The organism is Mesorhizobium sp. WSM2240, assembly GCF_040438645.1.
Lineage (GTDB): Bacteria > Pseudomonadota > Alphaproteobacteria > Rhizobiales > Rhizobiaceae > Allomesorhizobium.
Window position 1 is genome coordinate 975,354 of record NZ_CP159253.1, and the last position, 14,938, is coordinate 990,291.

General features: G+C 59.8%; 16 protein-coding genes. 11 read left to right on the top strand and 5 right to left on the bottom strand.

What is annotated here, in order from left to right; all coding sequences use genetic code 11:
- Nucleotides 1–168: a DUF6499 domain-containing protein gene (locus tag ABVK50_RS04630; protein ID WP_353642639.1), complete on the top strand. Its 168-nt coding sequence runs from the start codon at nt 1–3 to the stop codon at nt 166–168.
- A 472-nt stretch (nt 169–640) separates the two neighbouring features.
- Here the strand turns inward: ABVK50_RS04630 and ABVK50_RS04635 are convergent, their stop codons facing one another.
- Nucleotides 641–820, bottom strand: a complete 180-nt coding sequence (locus ABVK50_RS04635) for a hypothetical protein (RefSeq protein ID WP_353642638.1) — start codon at nt 818–820, stop codon at nt 641–643.
- Between the two features lie 781 nt (nt 821–1,601).
- On the opposite strand from ABVK50_RS04635, the gene ABVK50_RS04640 reads away from it, so the two are divergent.
- Entirely contained in the window at nt 1,602–1,859 is a 258-nt protein-coding gene (locus ABVK50_RS04640) for an Lrp/AsnC ligand binding domain-containing protein (protein ID WP_353642637.1), read from the top strand.
- A 336-nt stretch (nt 1,860–2,195) separates the two neighbouring features.
- Here ABVK50_RS04640 and ABVK50_RS04645 read toward each other — a convergent pair whose 3' ends face one another.
- The 3 genes from ABVK50_RS04645 to ABVK50_RS04655 all read right to left on the bottom strand — a co-directional run bounded on the left by ABVK50_RS04645 (nt 2,196) and on the right by ABVK50_RS04655 (nt 4,174).
- Nucleotides 2,196–2,402 (bottom strand): hypothetical protein, encoded by a 207-nt coding sequence (locus ABVK50_RS04645; RefSeq protein WP_353642636.1) that lies wholly within the window; start codon nt 2,400–2,402, stop codon nt 2,196–2,198.
- Between the two features lie 927 nt (nt 2,403–3,329).
- Nucleotides 3,330–3,611 (bottom strand): hypothetical protein, encoded by a 282-nt coding sequence (locus ABVK50_RS04650; RefSeq protein ID WP_353642635.1) that lies wholly within the window; start codon nt 3,609–3,611, stop codon nt 3,330–3,332.
- Nucleotides 3,612–3,967: 356 nt separating this feature from the next.
- On the bottom strand, nt 3,968–4,174 hold the full coding sequence (locus ABVK50_RS04655; protein WP_353642634.1) for a hypothetical protein: 207 nt from the start codon (nt 4,172–4,174) through the stop codon (nt 3,968–3,970).
- Between the two features lie 765 nt (nt 4,175–4,939).
- On the opposite strand from ABVK50_RS04655, the gene ABVK50_RS04660 reads away from it, so the two are divergent.
- From ABVK50_RS04660 to ABVK50_RS04675, 4 genes are all read left to right on the top strand, one after another.
- Entirely contained in the window at nt 4,940–5,119 is a 180-nt protein-coding gene (locus tag ABVK50_RS04660) for a hypothetical protein (RefSeq protein WP_353642633.1), read from the top strand.
- A 433-nt stretch (nt 5,120–5,552) separates the two neighbouring features.
- Nucleotides 5,553–6,221, top strand: coding sequence for a DsbA family protein (locus tag ABVK50_RS04665; protein ID WP_353642632.1), 669 nt, complete (start codon nt 5,553–5,555; stop codon nt 6,219–6,221).
- Between the two features lie 650 nt (nt 6,222–6,871).
- A complete protein-coding gene (locus tag ABVK50_RS04670) occupies nt 6,872–8,020 on the top strand; it encodes an omptin family outer membrane protease (RefSeq protein ID WP_353642631.1) in 1,149 nt (382 codons plus the stop codon).
- Nucleotides 8,021–8,348: 328 nt separating this feature from the next.
- Nucleotides 8,349–8,633, top strand: coding sequence for a hypothetical protein (locus tag ABVK50_RS04675; protein ID WP_353642630.1), 285 nt, complete (start codon nt 8,349–8,351; stop codon nt 8,631–8,633).
- Nucleotides 8,634–8,686: 53 nt separating this feature from the next.
- Here ABVK50_RS04675 and hemN read toward each other — a convergent pair whose 3' ends face one another.
- The gene (hemN, locus tag ABVK50_RS04680; RefSeq protein WP_353646023.1) at nt 8,687–10,036 is read right to left on the bottom strand and encodes an oxygen-independent coproporphyrinogen III oxidase; all 1,350 of its coding nucleotides are present in this window, start codon (nt 10,034–10,036) and stop codon (nt 8,687–8,689) included.
- Nucleotides 10,037–10,192: 156 nt separating this feature from the next.
- Here hemN and ABVK50_RS04685 point away from each other — a divergent pair, with 156 nt between their 5' ends.
- From ABVK50_RS04685 to ccoP, 5 genes are all read left to right on the top strand, one after another.
- The gene (locus ABVK50_RS04685; RefSeq protein ID WP_353642629.1) at nt 10,193–10,921 is read left to right on the top strand and encodes a Crp/Fnr family transcriptional regulator; all 729 of its coding nucleotides are present in this window, start codon (nt 10,193–10,195) and stop codon (nt 10,919–10,921) included.
- A gap of 608 nt (nt 10,922–11,529) precedes the next feature.
- Nucleotides 11,530–13,140, top strand: a complete 1,611-nt coding sequence (gene ccoN, locus ABVK50_RS04690; RefSeq protein WP_353642628.1) for a cytochrome-c oxidase, cbb3-type subunit I — start codon at nt 11,530–11,532, stop codon at nt 13,138–13,140.
- Between the two features lie 10 nt (nt 13,141–13,150).
- Nucleotides 13,151–13,882, top strand: a complete 732-nt coding sequence (ccoO, locus tag ABVK50_RS04695; RefSeq protein WP_353642627.1) for a cytochrome-c oxidase, cbb3-type subunit II — start codon at nt 13,151–13,153, stop codon at nt 13,880–13,882.
- Between the two features lie 10 nt (nt 13,883–13,892).
- Nucleotides 13,893–14,042, top strand: a complete 150-nt coding sequence (locus ABVK50_RS04700) for a cbb3-type cytochrome c oxidase subunit 3 (RefSeq protein WP_353642626.1) — start codon at nt 13,893–13,895, stop codon at nt 14,040–14,042.
- A gap of 2 nt (nt 14,043–14,044) precedes the next feature.
- The gene (ccoP, locus tag ABVK50_RS04705; protein WP_353642625.1) at nt 14,045–14,908 is read left to right on the top strand and encodes a cytochrome-c oxidase, cbb3-type subunit III; all 864 of its coding nucleotides are present in this window, start codon (nt 14,045–14,047) and stop codon (nt 14,906–14,908) included.
- The last annotated feature ends 30 nt before the right edge of the window (nt 14,909–14,938 follow it).

The window sequence follows — 14,938 nt, forward strand, 5'->3', positions numbered from 1 at the left end:
GTGTCGTCAGGCTGGCCGGACTGGCGCCATCGCTCAGCTTACGACTATGCAAGTCGGTTGCCACGCACCGCCTGGGCCTGGGAATTTCTTCGGCGCAATCCGCAATTCCAGCGCGACCGCACCAAACGGCGCCGCCCGCGTTCATTGCCCGAAGACGCGCCGAAATGATGATTATCGAACTGAAGACACGAGCCTCCCGCCCACGCAATGGAATCTCCTGTTTCGCGGACGCCCCGCAGTTGGACGCCACGTCAGCAAGGGTGTTTTGGGATCCGCGCAATTGCGCGCACATCCTGCAAGCGGCTGCGGAGCCGTTGGGCGCGAGCGCGGCTTTGAACTGCTGGACCTTTCTTCACTGTCCTGCGGTAAGGACATTCTGCTGACGTTGGCGGAAATGCAGCATGTGCTGCTGAGACAGGACTGCCGTAGCCTGCAAATCGCCGTTTCCGCTGCCTCCGTGCTCCGCCCGGTCCGGCTACGCGTCGACGCGATCGTGCCGCCGCAGCGCTTGAACTCCTACATCGCTGCCCTTCAGCGCCTGAATGAGATCCACGGCAGCGACCGCCTGGCGGCCGCTTACTGTCCACCGGAGCCTCGCGGAGAGGGTGTCTGCGTGTCGTGCTCCAGGCCTTTGGATAGCTCACTTGCAGGGGCATCCCATCAGGAGATCGCCATAGGCCTGTTCGGGCGACCGCGTGTCGAACAGGATTAGTCTCATCAAGGCGGCCATCTTCGCGATCAGGTCCGTCGCGCCGTCCGACGCGGCCGCTACCTGATGGGTGGCGGCGATAGGCCGTTCCTCACTTAGTTCAAGGGACAAAGCCCGCGCCAGTTGGCAAGCAGATCCCGGTCGCGGCTTGTTCACGAACATGGCAGTCTCGACGCTTCGAGATCATCGGCGGACGGCGGCGTTGCCAAGGCGTAAAGACCATCGCCGATGAAGGCCTGGCGGCCGAGACCCGGGTTGCGCCATCATGGAACCGGGCCAAATGCGGCCGCTCGAAGCCGCGCTAATCGAGAACATCGCCCGGCTCGACTCCAGATGAAGTTTCCAAGGGAGACTTCATCCGGCTGCTCAAAAGACAGGTCGCAAACGCGGCACGCCAGCGAAAACTTTTTCGCTGTTGCAGCCGTGACCGTCTCTTGCTTGTGCGATGGCACGACGCCTTGTCAAAGCCGTTTGCGAGCTGACTGAGCATGGCGACCGTGGGCTTGTGTCAAGATGCTGAACAACGAGGGATTTGGATTTTGAGTATCCACAGTGTCGATGGTTCTCCATCCAAACAATCGATTTTGCCGATCTTGCCGAGTGCTACTAGAAGGCACCGAATTTCACCCGGATCCGGCGCGAAATCGCCGGCCTCGGCTATGATCCAGCCCCGAATTGAGACGGCGGCGCGAGCAGCGTATCTCTTAACTCCCTACTTTTAGGAACCGCAAACGCTAGCGAATGAAGAAGTCCCTAACCGCTCAGTCCAGACCTGCCAATCCGAACTGACCATCGAAGAAATGCAAGCAAATAACGGATCTAGTCGGCGCCAAGCTTGAGAGTCCGGCGCTTCGACTGGACTTACGAGACAGGGCAGCAGGAGGAGCTTTCCGTGATCACGAGAATTCCGATTCGGATCGAGCTGGAAGCGCTTAACTCGCGAGTCATCGAGCTGTTCGAACAATCTCTCCACGTGTATTCAGTAATCGAGGAATGCTATGCTGTTGCTGGCAATACCGATTACCTTTTGTTCGTCTCCGTGAAGGAGGTCCAGGAGTTCGAGGCGATACACCGGAACGTTCTTTCAAAGCTACCCGGTGTGAAGAAGATTAAGGCCGAGATCCCCTTGCGGCGCGTTCTCCCGACTTGATGGAAAGTGCTCCATCAGCCGAGCTGATAAGACGTTGGATGTGCCACCATCACGCCGCGGGAGCGAAGCGTCCAACTGGCGCTCGCCTTCGGCACCGCTTTCAAAAAGTTTCTGGAGGGAGGCAGTTACAGGCACGTGAACGGACCATCGGAGGCAAGGAAGTGTCGCTTCCACAAGCCCTCGGGTGCGTCCGGGACGAAGCGGGAAAGAGGTGCTGCGGGTTGTTGTCACGCTGAATGAAGTGCCGCGGCCCCGCGAGTGCACTTCAACAGGACAGCAGCAAATGCCGTTGCTGCCGCACTGAGCGCGGCAAGGCGTAATCCGCCGTAAATCCTGCTAAGCAGCCCAGCGATCGTTGTTTTCCACGATCGCCAGCAAGCCAGCCTTGTCTTGGACGCCGTTTTCGAACGCGGCAATAAGTGCTTTCGCCAAATAGCTCGCAGCTGGAGAGTCCGCCGCTATCTCGTTATGTGCGCACACCTCGTTGAAGACTTCCTTCAAGACCGCGATATCAAGGGAAGTGAGATAGGTGCACTTTGACATCGCATATTCCTCCCAAAATGGCTGAGGCATTAACTCACAATACGCGTCCCTCCCGTCATAAATGTGACGGGTGAGTGCATGATTGGTACGGAGTGTGCCCGGCGCCCGCCGCCGGCAAAACGAGAATGGCTGATGATCCGGCAAGGGGATATGCCACGGGCCTTACCGCCGTCGGCCGGCGATTTCGTCCATTCGTTGGAACCGCCGGTCGGGATCAGGCAGCGCGTAGTTCCGGACGCTTGCTTCAACTCGCCCATATCAACAGTCTCAATTGGGGTTTTGAACATCGCGGCCTTCGGCAATTCCTTCGCCCGCCAACGGGACCGGCATCAGGGCTATCATCCCGGCGAGGAGTCCGGTAACCGCAATGATCTTGGACTGGAGACGCTGGTTTGCACCTGTGGCCAGGTACGATGCGCAGTGGGCCTCGCGGCTTCGCTGTTGCGCTGCAGATCACGCGAGCTCCGCGTTGTCTGGACGTTTCCATCCACCGACTGCGCCTCACGGGCGAGGGCGGTCCGAATGAGGGTGGTGCGACGACATGGCGTTCCGCGAACTCGACTGATGATTGGCTTCAGGATGGCGCGACGGCGACGATCTGATGTCACAAGCTGAAATGCGGGCATCGGGGGCCCTTGGACCTCAAAGCGCTCAAGTGACGGTTGGGCGGCCGCCGCGGCATGCTGCTGGACGAGATCAAATCATGTGCTGGCTTGCCGGGCCCCGATAGCAATACTCAACCCGGCAGATCACCTCGCCGAAGATCGTGCCCTTCTCGTTGAACCTCTGAGATCCGCCAGGACCGCATCGGTCAGCGCGGCGCCGTCGGACACGACGGTGCCGAGCAGTCCGAACTCGCGCGGAGCCTCTTTAGGCCCCGTAGATGCCACGATTTCCGACATAGCCATCGCCCGCTTCTCCCCGCAGTCAAATTTCGACACAGCGGCCGATGGACCGCAGGAAGGCGACGATCCTCGGTAGCAAGTGATCGCGCTCACCAAACATCTCATGGATCTCACGCAGCCGCGGCTCGATCGCTGCCCGTTCGTGCAGTGACAAATCGGCGTCGCCGAATACGTATCCTTCGTGGCCGACAGCGCAGATGTAGCAACCCGCGTCAATGACCGCTTGCACGAATCGTGGGATATCGGCCTCTTGCATCACCCTGACCGTATACAGCACGGAACGCGGAGGCAACAGGCGGGACAATCCGGATCATCTCCGTTCGTCGGTGCCGATAGCCGACGCCATGATGTATGTTGAGGTGGAATTTGCCCGCCTCTCCAGCAGGGCCGAGCAGATTTGCTGGACGCACCATGTTGACGTTCGCGGCGACAGGCGACCCGACGACAATCTAACCATCTTCCTGACAGCCGGGCAGGCTATCGATCTTTCCTTCGCATGGCAGGACGTTCAGGCCAGGGCAGCGCGGTTAGAAAGGCCTATCAAGCCGCGTGCAACAACGTCGATTTTCGTTGCCCGCACAAACCCGCTACGGTTCCCTTTGGCGGGCTGTTTCATTGGCAAGCGGTCAGCGGCCCAGGGGATTGGCGGGGTCGTGACGTTCACGCATAATGGAAAACCGGCTTGCCGTTCGGTGTGAAAACCTGATCATCTTTGACGAAATAAGCAGCTGCGCCGCGTTCGATTTGATACCACCAGCCGCCGTTTTCGTAGAATTCGCATGTCCCGGTTTCGGGTGCGTAGATCCGCTGACCCTCCTGGCGATATGTGGGCTTTCCCTCGGTGTCATAAATCCAACGAATGGCCATCCGATCCCTTTTCGAAGTTGCGGCTCGAGGTCGAAGGAGCAGTGAAGTCCGTCTGCATTTCCATGTTGCTCCCCAACGTTGCCAAAGGTTGCGCGACTTTTGTGGTCTTGTTGCCCTCTTTGAGGGGGTACACGGGTTCAAGGGAGGAGCGCATCGCTTCTCTTGCGCATTTGCGTGCAGTCACCCTCGTTCCGTGTTGCCACCTCCCAATTTGCAAAGGCCGTGCCAGCACCTCAGCGCCCAGCAAGCGGGATTTGCCGTGAAAACCTCGACAGTGCCCAGATGTCGGTTGTAGTGAACCTGACATTTTGTCTGCCGCTGTCAGCTTTTGGACACGGGATCACACGCTTCGCACCGCCAGAAAAGGCGTGGCCAGCGCCCAACGTCGTCTGACGCATCGATGCCAGGCGCCACGGTGTTGAAGTCGCCACACGCCAGATCGTCGTGAACGAGACGTTCAAGCTTGACCCGGGAGCTCGAGCCGAAAACGGCCCGAGGTTTTGGCTTTGTCTGAGGCGCCGGATGAGGACGGCGCGAAGCCGGCGGCAATGGCGGCGACTATACCACGGCGCCAATCTTCCCCTGCATTAGGAGGTCTCCGACGACGATGTGGTGCGCTCTTACCATCGTCATGGCGAGTTGCTGGAGGGCCGGATGTGCCGTGGTCCAAGGGGCGGCACCATCTGAATGTCGGCATGAGCGCATCGTGGCAGCCAGACGAGACCTTCCTCGATCTGCATACGTGACAAGGAAGTAGCCAACGCGATGCTGGCGCACATCGCTGGAACGCAGGTCGCTGACGCCAATGTCTCGGAGAAGGTGAAGACGCAAAAGCAGATCGTGCGCGTCTTGCCCGAAGGCACAATGGGGCGCTCGAAGCTGGCCGCCTGGATGGCGGTTCCGGCCCGCGCCTATGCCGATCGCGGCGGCTTTCCGGACCGCTGACCAGTGGGCCGAGGCCGCGCCGCTGTTTGCGCCGCCAACCGCTGAATGAGCGGACAGGGCAGGGCGGCGGGGATTCCGCCGCCGGTCCCGCCGCCCGTCGCCGAGTTGACTGTGCGGGTATTCGCCAGCAGAGAGTGCTGGGATCCGCACAAGCGCGGCGCGAGAGGCCCTTATGAATCCCCGAAACCTGCGTTTGTCGGCGCTGTCGCAATTGGCGCGGAGCTTGCAGCTTCCCCTTGGCGCGTTCGATCGGAGCGCAGCGACGGGAGATGCCCGGGAGGGGGAACCCACCGTGATCCGGTCAGGAGACAGTAAGTTGCTACTTGTGACCTGCAAACCGCCGCGCGAGCCCCGCGGCCCGCAAGCCCTCTTTGGCGTCAAAAAAGGCCAGCCGTTGCTGCCCTGCCGTTCACTGTTGATTGGAGCCTGACCCATGCCGGAACAAAGAATCCGCCTTATCGGTCTTTTAGTCCTGGCCCTGCTTCTCGCCGGGCTTGTAGCGCAACTTCCGGTTATCAAAAACTACCTGCACCCTTGCGACGACCGTTGCCAGCTCGAGGCGGATTTGCAGAAGCTCATTCCGGAGCGGCGCGACGCACTCTTCAACGATCCCGTCGCGCCAACTGCTGGCAACCCAAATGGCGACGTCGCTCTGGTGGAGTTTTTGGACTACAACTGTGTGCACTGCCGAGCGGGAGACGTGGTCCTCCAGCAAATCCTCAAGGACGATCCCAAGCTGAAGGTTGTCTACAAAGAGTATCCGGGCCAGGCACCGGGTTCCAAATTCGCCGCAAAGGCGGCGCTCGCCGCCCGCAAACAGGGAAAATTCGAGCCGTTTCATCACGCCCTTTTGGCTGCTCCCGGTCAGCACAGCGAATCCTCCGTCTTGACTATCGCACGACAGGTGGGCCTCGACGTTGAGAGGCTCAAGCGGGACATGGAAGATCCCGCCATCGAAGACGCCCTCAAGCGCAATCGCGCGCTCGCCACGGAGCTGTACATCACCGGCACGCCGGCCTTGGTTCTCGGCGACGAAGTGATCGCAGGGGTGCCCGCGATTCCCACGCTGGAACGCTTAATCGCCAAAGCGCGGGAAAGCTAAGCGTCGATACAGCGCCGGATCACTCACTTCGGCATTTTTTGACAGTGATGACGGCCGGTGCAATCTTGATCTCTGGCGATGAGTGCCGCGTCTCGCGCCGGCCAAATCGCTTATATGGCCAGGCAACGCGGTCGTGGGCGCACCACGCCGTTCCTTCGGCAGCGTGCAGTCGCGCATTCAGCGGCGCTTTCCTCAACCTCGTCGAACGGAATCGCACAGCTCGGCACCCGTTCGGCGGCGTTGGTTTTCCATCCTTCCGTCGGCGTTTTTTCACCGAAAGCCTCGCCAAAAGGCGAACGACCAGGGGTCCCCATGCAGCCGCGCCGAACAGGCATTACACACGGAGATCGACGCCAAGCGCAGCCGGTTCGACTTCGAGTCGGAATGGCAAGCCTGTGGCGTCAATGCCTGCCGAATGTGCGGAGTGACAGGATCTCGGGGCGTGGCCGACGGCTGACGATGAGAAGCCCGGTCACCGCACATCCTGACCGAGCCGCGCGGTGCCAAGTCGTTGAGCGCCTCGCGGAAGGCCGACAGTTCCTGCGCCCGCCCCCCAAGGGTCATCACCGGCTCAGCGGATCGTCAGGCGTATACACGCCGCGCTCCTGCAGACCTGACAATTCGATCACTCTCCAGCAAAGGACAACAACATGCTCCAAACATACGTGCAGTCGCCGAACGGCCGGACGCGGGCTGCCGCGCGAGAGCAGCGCCAAGCCGGCCCATCAACAGCGGCGGCGCGAGCAGAATGCAAGTCTGAGGCAGCACACGGCGTATCTGACGTAAGAAATCTCTACACGGAGGCGCTGGACGAAACACGCGGTCAGCTGATGAAGCGCGCTGTCATCGGATCGGTAGTCACTTTCTGTTTTCTGATGGCCACCTCGTCATTCGCCGCCGCGGACGACGTTGTGTTTTCCTCCGACGCCGGCAATTTCATCGTTTTCGGCGGACTCAGCCTCGCTAACATCAAGGCTCAGGAATTTGTCTATGGCGATGAGGAAGAGTGCACCGGCGCGGACTCCAAGTGCAGCCAACTGAACTGGCAGAGCAAGGGGGTTACGCTTTTCACCCTCGGGGCGGACGCGCAGATCGACAATGACTGGAGCTTGAAGGGCAACGTCAGCCTCGGCGTCGGCGGCAACGGTCACATGGTCGACACCGACTGGGAGGTTCCCGGCCATGATGACTGGAGCCACCGCTCAATCCATCCCCACGCCAAACTCGATCACTATGTCGCCGGAGCGATCGAGCTGGATCGGATCATCTACAGCAATGAGACCAGCAGTTTCTCAGTCGGCGCCGGTTTCCGCTACACCGACGTTAAGTGGACGGACTATGGCGGATCGGGTATCTATTCCAGCAAGCACGGCTTCCGCGATCAACCCGTGGCATGGCCAGACGGGGCAAGAGGCATCAGCTACCGGCAAAAGATTCCGGTCGGCTTCCTCAGCTTGGGCGGCAAACAGGCCCTAGGCAATCTCACGATCAGCGGCGGCCTTCTGGGCGGCTTGAGCCTCGGCATCAGGGGCATCGACGACCATTGGACGAGGCAGTTCCGGGCCTATGACGACATGGATCCGGCGCCGACGATAGGCGCGACTGTTGGCGTCAACTACGCATTGACGCCGGGTGCTTCGCTCTATCTGTCCGGTTCATGCGAGCGGGTGTTTCAACAACTCGGCAAATCGCAGGAACAGAATACTGTGGATGGCACACGCTCCGCTTGGGAAAAGGATGTGACAGGGGCAAACTTCGAGTCGATGTCGGTCTCCTTCGGGCTCAAGGGCTCGTTTTGATTGACAAACGAGTCAACACGAACGCGAACGCCATTGGCAAGAAGGAAGTTTGATGCGTCCAGAGCGCTCGTCCAAGGTCGGGCCCTCACTAACAAGGCCTAATCGGCCCGAAGCTCCGATTTGGCCAACTCGCGGAACAATCGAGAATTTTACCGCTTGTGCTCCTTGGCTTGGAGGAGCATGTCGACATTTTCGGGAATTCGCTCGGCGGAGATCGGGTCGGGCGGCCGCTTAGGGTCGATGCCGATGATCCGGGACCGTTCACTTCCAGTGCGGTACTGGCGTTCGAAGTCCGAAGGCGCCAATCCGTATTGCGCAGAGCATCGACGTGACGATGGACGGCGGCGACCGGTTCGCACAGGCAAAGCAGCGCTTGGCGGCTTACGGCTCTCTCGTGGGCAGGCTGCTCGCTTCGGAACTCGACGCTTTGCGCGCCGCCGTCAAGGGCAAGGGCAAGGGGCTGATCCTGATGACGAGCGGTCCGAAAGTGACGGCCCACGACAAGGATTCCCGCTTCGGCTGGGTGCATTTCCAGCTTCCACCGGCAGTCGAGGATATTGACGCCGTCACCAACGGTGAAGCGATCTCCTCCGAGTTCCTCCGTGCCTGCTAGATCCCTTAAGGGCCGCTTCGACTCTTAGTCGTGCCGAGCGAGAGGGCCGGTGCTCAGACTGCCACCGAGTGTCTCGCCGTGTCACTCTCGAAATATTTATCGAATTTCACCGCAATGCTCCTCACGAAGGGACGACTTTCTCTCGGCACGACAAAACTGTCCCCCTGTAGTTCAAGCAGTCGAGCAGGACGATGAATTGCGATGGAGCCTGCCTGGACAAGGAGCCTCCGGCCGGCTTCCCCGAAGCTCTCCACCAGCTCGGTTGCTGAAAAGGCGAAGTCGCACATCAGCCGCTCGATGATCCAGCCTCGGACGCGATCGTCGTCGGAGAGCACGATGCCGCGCACAGTCGCCAACCCGCCGTTTCCAACCATGCGCCCGTACTCGCCGGCCGAAGATATGTTCTGCGCGTAGCCCTGGCGAAAATGGCTGATGGATGACGGGCCAAGTCCGATCAATGTCTCGCAGTGATCCTCCGTGTAGCCCTGGAAATTGCGATGCAAAGCCCCTGTGCAGGCTGCCACCGCCAGCGCATCACCCGGCTTGGCGAAATGATCGAGCCCTATTGCTGCATATCCCTTGTCCATAATCGCTCGCGCAGCGATTTTCGATTGGGCGAAACGCTCTTCGGGACCTGGCAGCCATGCCTCGTCAATCATCCTCTGATGCTTCTTGAACCAGGGTACGTGACCGTAGCCGAAGAGAGCCATCCTATCCGGTTCCAGAGCCAGCGCTTGTGCGACGGTGGAACAGACGCTCTCCTTATTCTGGTGCGGCAGGCCGTAAAGCAGATCGAGATTGACCGAAACGACTCCGCGTGAACGAACTCCATCGACGACTGCCTTAGTCTGTAAAAAGCTTTGCTCGCGGTTTATCGCCTTCTGCACTTTCGGATCGAAATCTTGTACGCCGAGGCTCGCCCGGGTCATGCCGATTTCGGCGAGCGCGTCCAGGTGAGCGTTGTCCATATCGTTCGGATCGATCTCGACGCTGATTTTCACATCGGGAACAAAAACGAAGTTGTCCCGCAAGAACGCTGCCAGAGCCACCATATCTTCAGGCTTCAGCATGGTCGGCGAGCCGCCACCGAAGTGGATTGCGCGGACGGAGGCCTTGCCGCTGACGCGATCGGCAACCGTCGCTATCTCCGCGTATAGGGAGCGCAGATAGGTGGTCACCGGTTCATAGCGGCGCGTCTGCTTGGTATGGCACGCACAGAACCAGCAGAGCCTGTCGCAATAGGGAATATGCAGGTAAAGCGATATCTCGTCACCGGCTTCGAGCGCTTCCAACCAGCCGCGGTAAACGGCGGCATCGACGCCAGGATGGAAATGCGGCGCGGTCGGATAACTGGTATAACGCGGGACGTTCTCGCCCAGTCTGGCAGCTAATTCCGGCCGCATATCGTTGTCCACCGTGTTTGCGTCGGCGGAGCTCTGGGCGCAAGAGCCACCCAAAGCCATGATTTCGGTCAACGTCCAGCACAGACAAACTGCCGCAGGATTTCTCTACGGTGGATTGCTATCGTGCCGGCACTTGGGATTCGTTGGACGAACGCGATGACAGTACGCCAGGACATTCACAGTTTCCGAATTCCCGTTCTTTGCGGGCCTTGCAAGGCACGGCATCACGGCGTCTGCGGTGCGCTCGATCCCGACCAATTGGTTGCCCTCGCCAAAACTTCGTCGAGACAGAAGCTCGAGCCAGGGGTCGAACTGATCGACAACGCCGAGGCCATCGGCAGCTTCTCAAACGTGCTTTCAGGCGTGGTGAAGCTGACGAAGAGCCTTTCCGATGGCCGCCAGCAGATCGTCGGACTCCAGTTCGCACCGGATTTTCTGGGACGGCCCTTTAGGGTGGAAAGCGCAATCAATGCGGAGGCGGCAACAGCTGTTTGCCTGTGTTCGTTTCCGAAAGCGGCCGTCGAACGGATGATGAAGGAATCGCCGGAACTCCAACATCGCCTGCTTAGGCAGACGCTGAACGAACTCGACGAAGCACGCGAATGGATGGTGACACTGGGCCGCAAGACTGCACAGGAAAAGGTGGCGAGCTTTCTCCTGATGATCGCCCGGAATATCGATCCCACGGTTGATCCGGCGGCCAAGTCGGCGTGCTTCGATCTGCCGTTGACGCGCAGAGACATCGCTGATTTCCTTGGGCTGACCGAAGAGACCGTGAGCCGGCAACTGAGCCGGTTGCGGGCCGACGGCGTGATCCGGATCGAGAACAACCGCCAGGTGACGGTGAACAGCGTGAGCCGGTTGGAGCAGCGCTGCGGCGATTGAGGCGCAATTCCAACCGCCTTTTGAATAAGACCGAAGCGACGCGGTCACGTCGCTTACTGCGATCCGCGGCAGGACATGCTCGCGTTCAAACGCGATCTGGCCCGCAAGCCTTCGAAGAAGGCTCGTCGCATGAACCCGACAGCTCCGGCATTCACCATCGGATCATCAGGGCCGATCGCTAAGAGCATTTCCGTTACCTCATGGGCGAAGCTTGATCCTCGACATGCTCGACGCGCAACCGGCTGGAGGCAAGATTGGCGTCCGCCGAGGTCAGTATCGGCTAATATGCCGGGACATGACCGTCTCCTCGAACCGCCGAATGTCACGAAGCAGCGGAATTATTCGCTTGGCTGTGCCAAGGCATTGAGTTGATCGACGTTCGGCAGGGCAGCCTCCCAGGCAGGTCCGGCCCGGCACGCCGGACTTGTCCATGAGCTGGCGCGGCCCGTGTTGCGTTACATGTTCAATCGCCCCGTGCTGATTCCACCATGCTCAATGGGGCTCAAAGCAAAATCGTCCTGACATGGATCAAGGCGAGCAGGCTGCGGCTGCGGAATTCATGCACTGCGGATTTGGCGTCCGCCGAAACTCGAGATCGGTGAGTTGCGATGAAATTCGGCACAGAGATCGTCCTCCTATTCCTGTTTGCGTTTGCGGCGCTTGTAGCTGCCGGCTTAGGCGTGGATGAACCTTTCCGCCAGCATATGTTGGTGTTGTTCTTCGTCCTTACCGGCTTCACGGCGATTCTGTTGCGCAATACGGATTTCAAACCGGCGACCCCGGTTGATCCCCTAGCTTACATGGATGGGCCGATCCGCTACGGGGCCGTCGCAACGGTGATCTGGGGCATCGTCGGCATGCTGGTCGGTGTGTTCGTCGCCCTACAGCTTGCCTATCCGGATCTCAACTTCGAGCCTTGGTTCAATTTCGGCCGCCTACGGCCCTTGCATACGTCCGGCGTCGTTTTTGCATTCGGCGGCAATGCGCTGCTTTGCACATCCCTGTATGTAGTGCAGCGGACTTGCCGCGCGCGGCTATTCGGCGGCGATCTCGCGTGGTTCGTGTTCTGGGGTTACCAGCTTTTCATCGTCATGGCAGCGACAGGCTACCTGCTCGGCATCACCGAGAGCCGTGAATACGCCGAGCCCGAATGGTATGTCGACCTGTGGCTGACCATCGTCTGGGTCGCGTATCTAATCCTTTTCCTCGGCACCATCCTGAAGCGCAAAGAACCGCACGTTTACGTCGCCAACTGGTTCTACCTGTCCTTCATCGTGACCATCGCGATGCTGCACGTGATCAACAACCTGTCGATGCCGGTCTCCTTCCTGGGCTCCAAGAGCTATTCAGCTTTTTCGGGCGTGCAGGACGCTCTAACTCAGTGGTGGTACGGCCACAACGCCGTCGGTTTCTTCCTCACCGCCGGCTTCCTCGGCATGATGTACTACTTCGTGCCCAAGCAGGCAAACCGGCCGGTCTATTCCTACCGTCTGTCGATCATCCACTTCTGGGCGCTGATCTTCCTCTACATCTGGGCCGGGCCGCACCATCTTCACTATACCGCCCTGCCGGATTGGGCGCAGACCCTGGGCATGGCGTTTTCAATCATGCTCTGGATGCCCTCCTGGGGCGGCATGATCAACGGCCTGATGACGCTGTCCGGCGCTTGGGACAAGCTGCGCACGGATCCGATTATTCGCATGATGGTGATGGCCATCGCCTTCTACGGCATGTCGACCTTCGAAGGCCCGATCATGTCGATCAAGGCGGTCAACTCGCTGTCGCATTACACCGACTGGACCATCGGTCATGTCCATTCCGGCGCGCTCGGCTGGGTAGGCATGATTTCGTTCGGCGCGATCTATTACATGGTGCCGAAGCTATGGAATCGTGAACGGCTCTATTCGCTGCGGCTTGTCACCTGGCACTTCTGGCTCGCGACCCTCGGTATCCTTGTCTATGCAGCGGCAATGTGGGTCTCCGGCATTATGCAAGGCCTGATGTGGCGCGAGTACGACGAGCATGGCTTTCTGGTCTACTCCTTCGCAGAAACCGTTGTTGCCTTGCATCCCTACTACATCATGCGTGCGATCGGCGGCGCGATGTATCTGTCCGGCGCTCTGATCATGGCTTGGAACATCGCCATGACCATCTTTGGCTATCAACGCGAGGAGGAGCCGATGCCGGGCTCCACCCCCACCATCCAGCCTGCGCGATAAGGAGCCAGACATGGGATTGATGGATAAACACGCGGTCATCGAGAAGAGCGCCACGCTCCTCCTCATTGGGTCCCTCCTCGTGGTGACGGTCGGCGGTATCGTTGAGATCGCGCCGCTCTTCTATCTCGACAATACCATTGAGAAGGTCGAAGGCATGCGACCCTATTCGCCGCTCGAACTTGCCGGGCGCAACATCTATGTGCGCGAGGCCTGCTACACCTGCCACAGCCAGATGATCCGCCCTTTCCGCGACGAGGTCGAACGCTACGGGCATTACAGCCTGGCGGCAGAATCGATGTACGATCACCCGTTCCAGTGGGGATCGAAACGCACCGGACCGGATCTCGCGCGCGTCGGCGACCGCTACTCCAATGAATGGCACGTCCAGCATCTAAGCGCGCCACGCTCAGTGGTGCCGGAATCCATCATGCCGAGCTATGCGTTCCTGAAGGACACACCGATCGACCTGAAGGATTTCTCGACACATCTTATCGCGAACAGGCGCGTCGGGGTTCCGTACTCCGACCAAATGATCGCCAACGGCAATGCCGATCTCATGGCGCAGGCCGATCCGAGTGCCGACACATCGGGCCTCGAGAAACGCTATTCGAAGGTCAAGATCGGCGACTTCGACGGCAACCCGCAGCAGGTCACCGAGATGGATGCGCTGGTTGCCTATCTCCAGATGCTCGGCACATTGGTCGATTTCAAGACCTACGACGAAGCCGCAGGCGACCGCTGAGGAGAGTGTCATGGACTACAATTTGATGCGGGAATTCGCCGACAGCTGGGGCCTGCTCGCGATGGTGCTCTTCTTCGTGGGATGCATTGCGTTTGCACTACGCCCCGGCAGCCGCAGGCACGCCGATGAAGCCGTTCAAATTCCTCTCAAGGACGATTGATAATGAGCAGCGAGCACATCGACGAGGTCTCGGGCATCTCAACGACCGGCCATGAGTGGGACGGTATCAAGGAACTCAATAACCCACTTCCGCGCTGGTGGGTCATCACCTTCTACGTCACCATCGCGTGGGCGATCGGCTACACTATCGCCTATCCGGCATGGCCGATGCTGACTTCCGCCACGAAGGGCGTGCTTGGCTTTTCCAGCCGAAATGACGTCAAGAACGAGTTGGCGGCCGCTGAGGCGGCCAAGGTCAAATATATCGCCGCGATAGAGTCGAAAACCGTCTCTGAGATTGCTGCCGACGATGAGTTACGTGAATTCGCCATTGCCGCCGGCGGGGGTACGTTCAAGGTCAATTGCGTGCAGTGCCACGGCGCGGGCGCGCAAGGGTCCAAAGGCTTTCCCAATCTCAATGACGACGACTGGCTGTGGGGCGGCACGGCCGAGCAGATCCAGCAAACCATTACTCATGGCATCCGCTTCGCGTCCGACCCGAATACGCGTCTGTCGGAAATGCCCGCTTTTGGTGACATCATCACGGCCGATCAGATCGCGCAGGTCAGCACCTACGTTGCCAGCCTGTCCGGCCCTGTCCGGGACGCAAATCTGATTGAACCCGGTGCCAATGTATTCGCCGAGAATTGTGTCGCTTGTCATGGTGACAATGCAAAGGGCAACCGGGAACTCGGCGCACCCGACCTGACCGACGCGATCTGGCTGTATGGATCGGGCGAGGCGGCTATTGCCGCGCAGGTCCGCGCGCCGAAGCACGGCGTTATGCCGGCCTGGATCGAGCGTCTCGGCGAGTCCAAGATCAAGGAACTTGCGATCTACATCCATTCGCTTGGCGGCGGAGAATAGGAAGAGAGGCCTGTTCTCCGGGCCCCCCTC

Excerpts from the sequence above, each read along its gene's own strand:
- ABVK50_RS04645 (WP_353642636.1), bottom strand. The coding sequence starts at position 2,402 with ATGTCAAAGTGCACCTATCTCACTTCCCTTGATATCGCGGTCTTGAAG.
- ABVK50_RS04655 (WP_353642634.1), bottom strand. The coding sequence starts at position 4,174 with ATGGCCATTCGTTGGATTTATGACACCGAGGGAAAGCCCACATATCGC.
- ABVK50_RS04660 (WP_353642633.1), top strand. The coding sequence starts at position 4,940 with ATGCTGGCGCACATCGCTGGAACGCAGGTCGCTGACGCCAATGTCTCG.
- ABVK50_RS04665 (WP_353642632.1), top strand. The coding sequence starts at position 5,553 with ATGCCGGAACAAAGAATCCGCCTTATCGGTCTTTTAGTCCTGGCCCTG.
- ABVK50_RS04670 (WP_353642631.1), top strand. The coding sequence starts at position 6,872 with ATGCTCCAAACATACGTGCAGTCGCCGAACGGCCGGACGCGGGCTGCC.
- hemN (WP_353646023.1), bottom strand. The coding sequence starts at position 10,036 with ATGCGGCCGGAATTAGCTGCCAGACTGGGCGAGAACGTCCCGCGTTAT.
- ABVK50_RS04685 (WP_353642629.1), top strand. The coding sequence starts at position 10,193 with ATGACAGTACGCCAGGACATTCACAGTTTCCGAATTCCCGTTCTTTGC.
- ccoN (WP_353642628.1), top strand. The coding sequence starts at position 11,530 with ATGAAATTCGGCACAGAGATCGTCCTCCTATTCCTGTTTGCGTTTGCG.
- ccoO (WP_353642627.1), top strand. The coding sequence starts at position 13,151 with ATGGGATTGATGGATAAACACGCGGTCATCGAGAAGAGCGCCACGCTC.
- ABVK50_RS04700 (WP_353642626.1), top strand. The coding sequence starts at position 13,893 with ATGGACTACAATTTGATGCGGGAATTCGCCGACAGCTGGGGCCTGCTC.
- ccoP (WP_353642625.1), top strand. The coding sequence starts at position 14,045 with ATGAGCAGCGAGCACATCGACGAGGTCTCGGGCATCTCAACGACCGGC.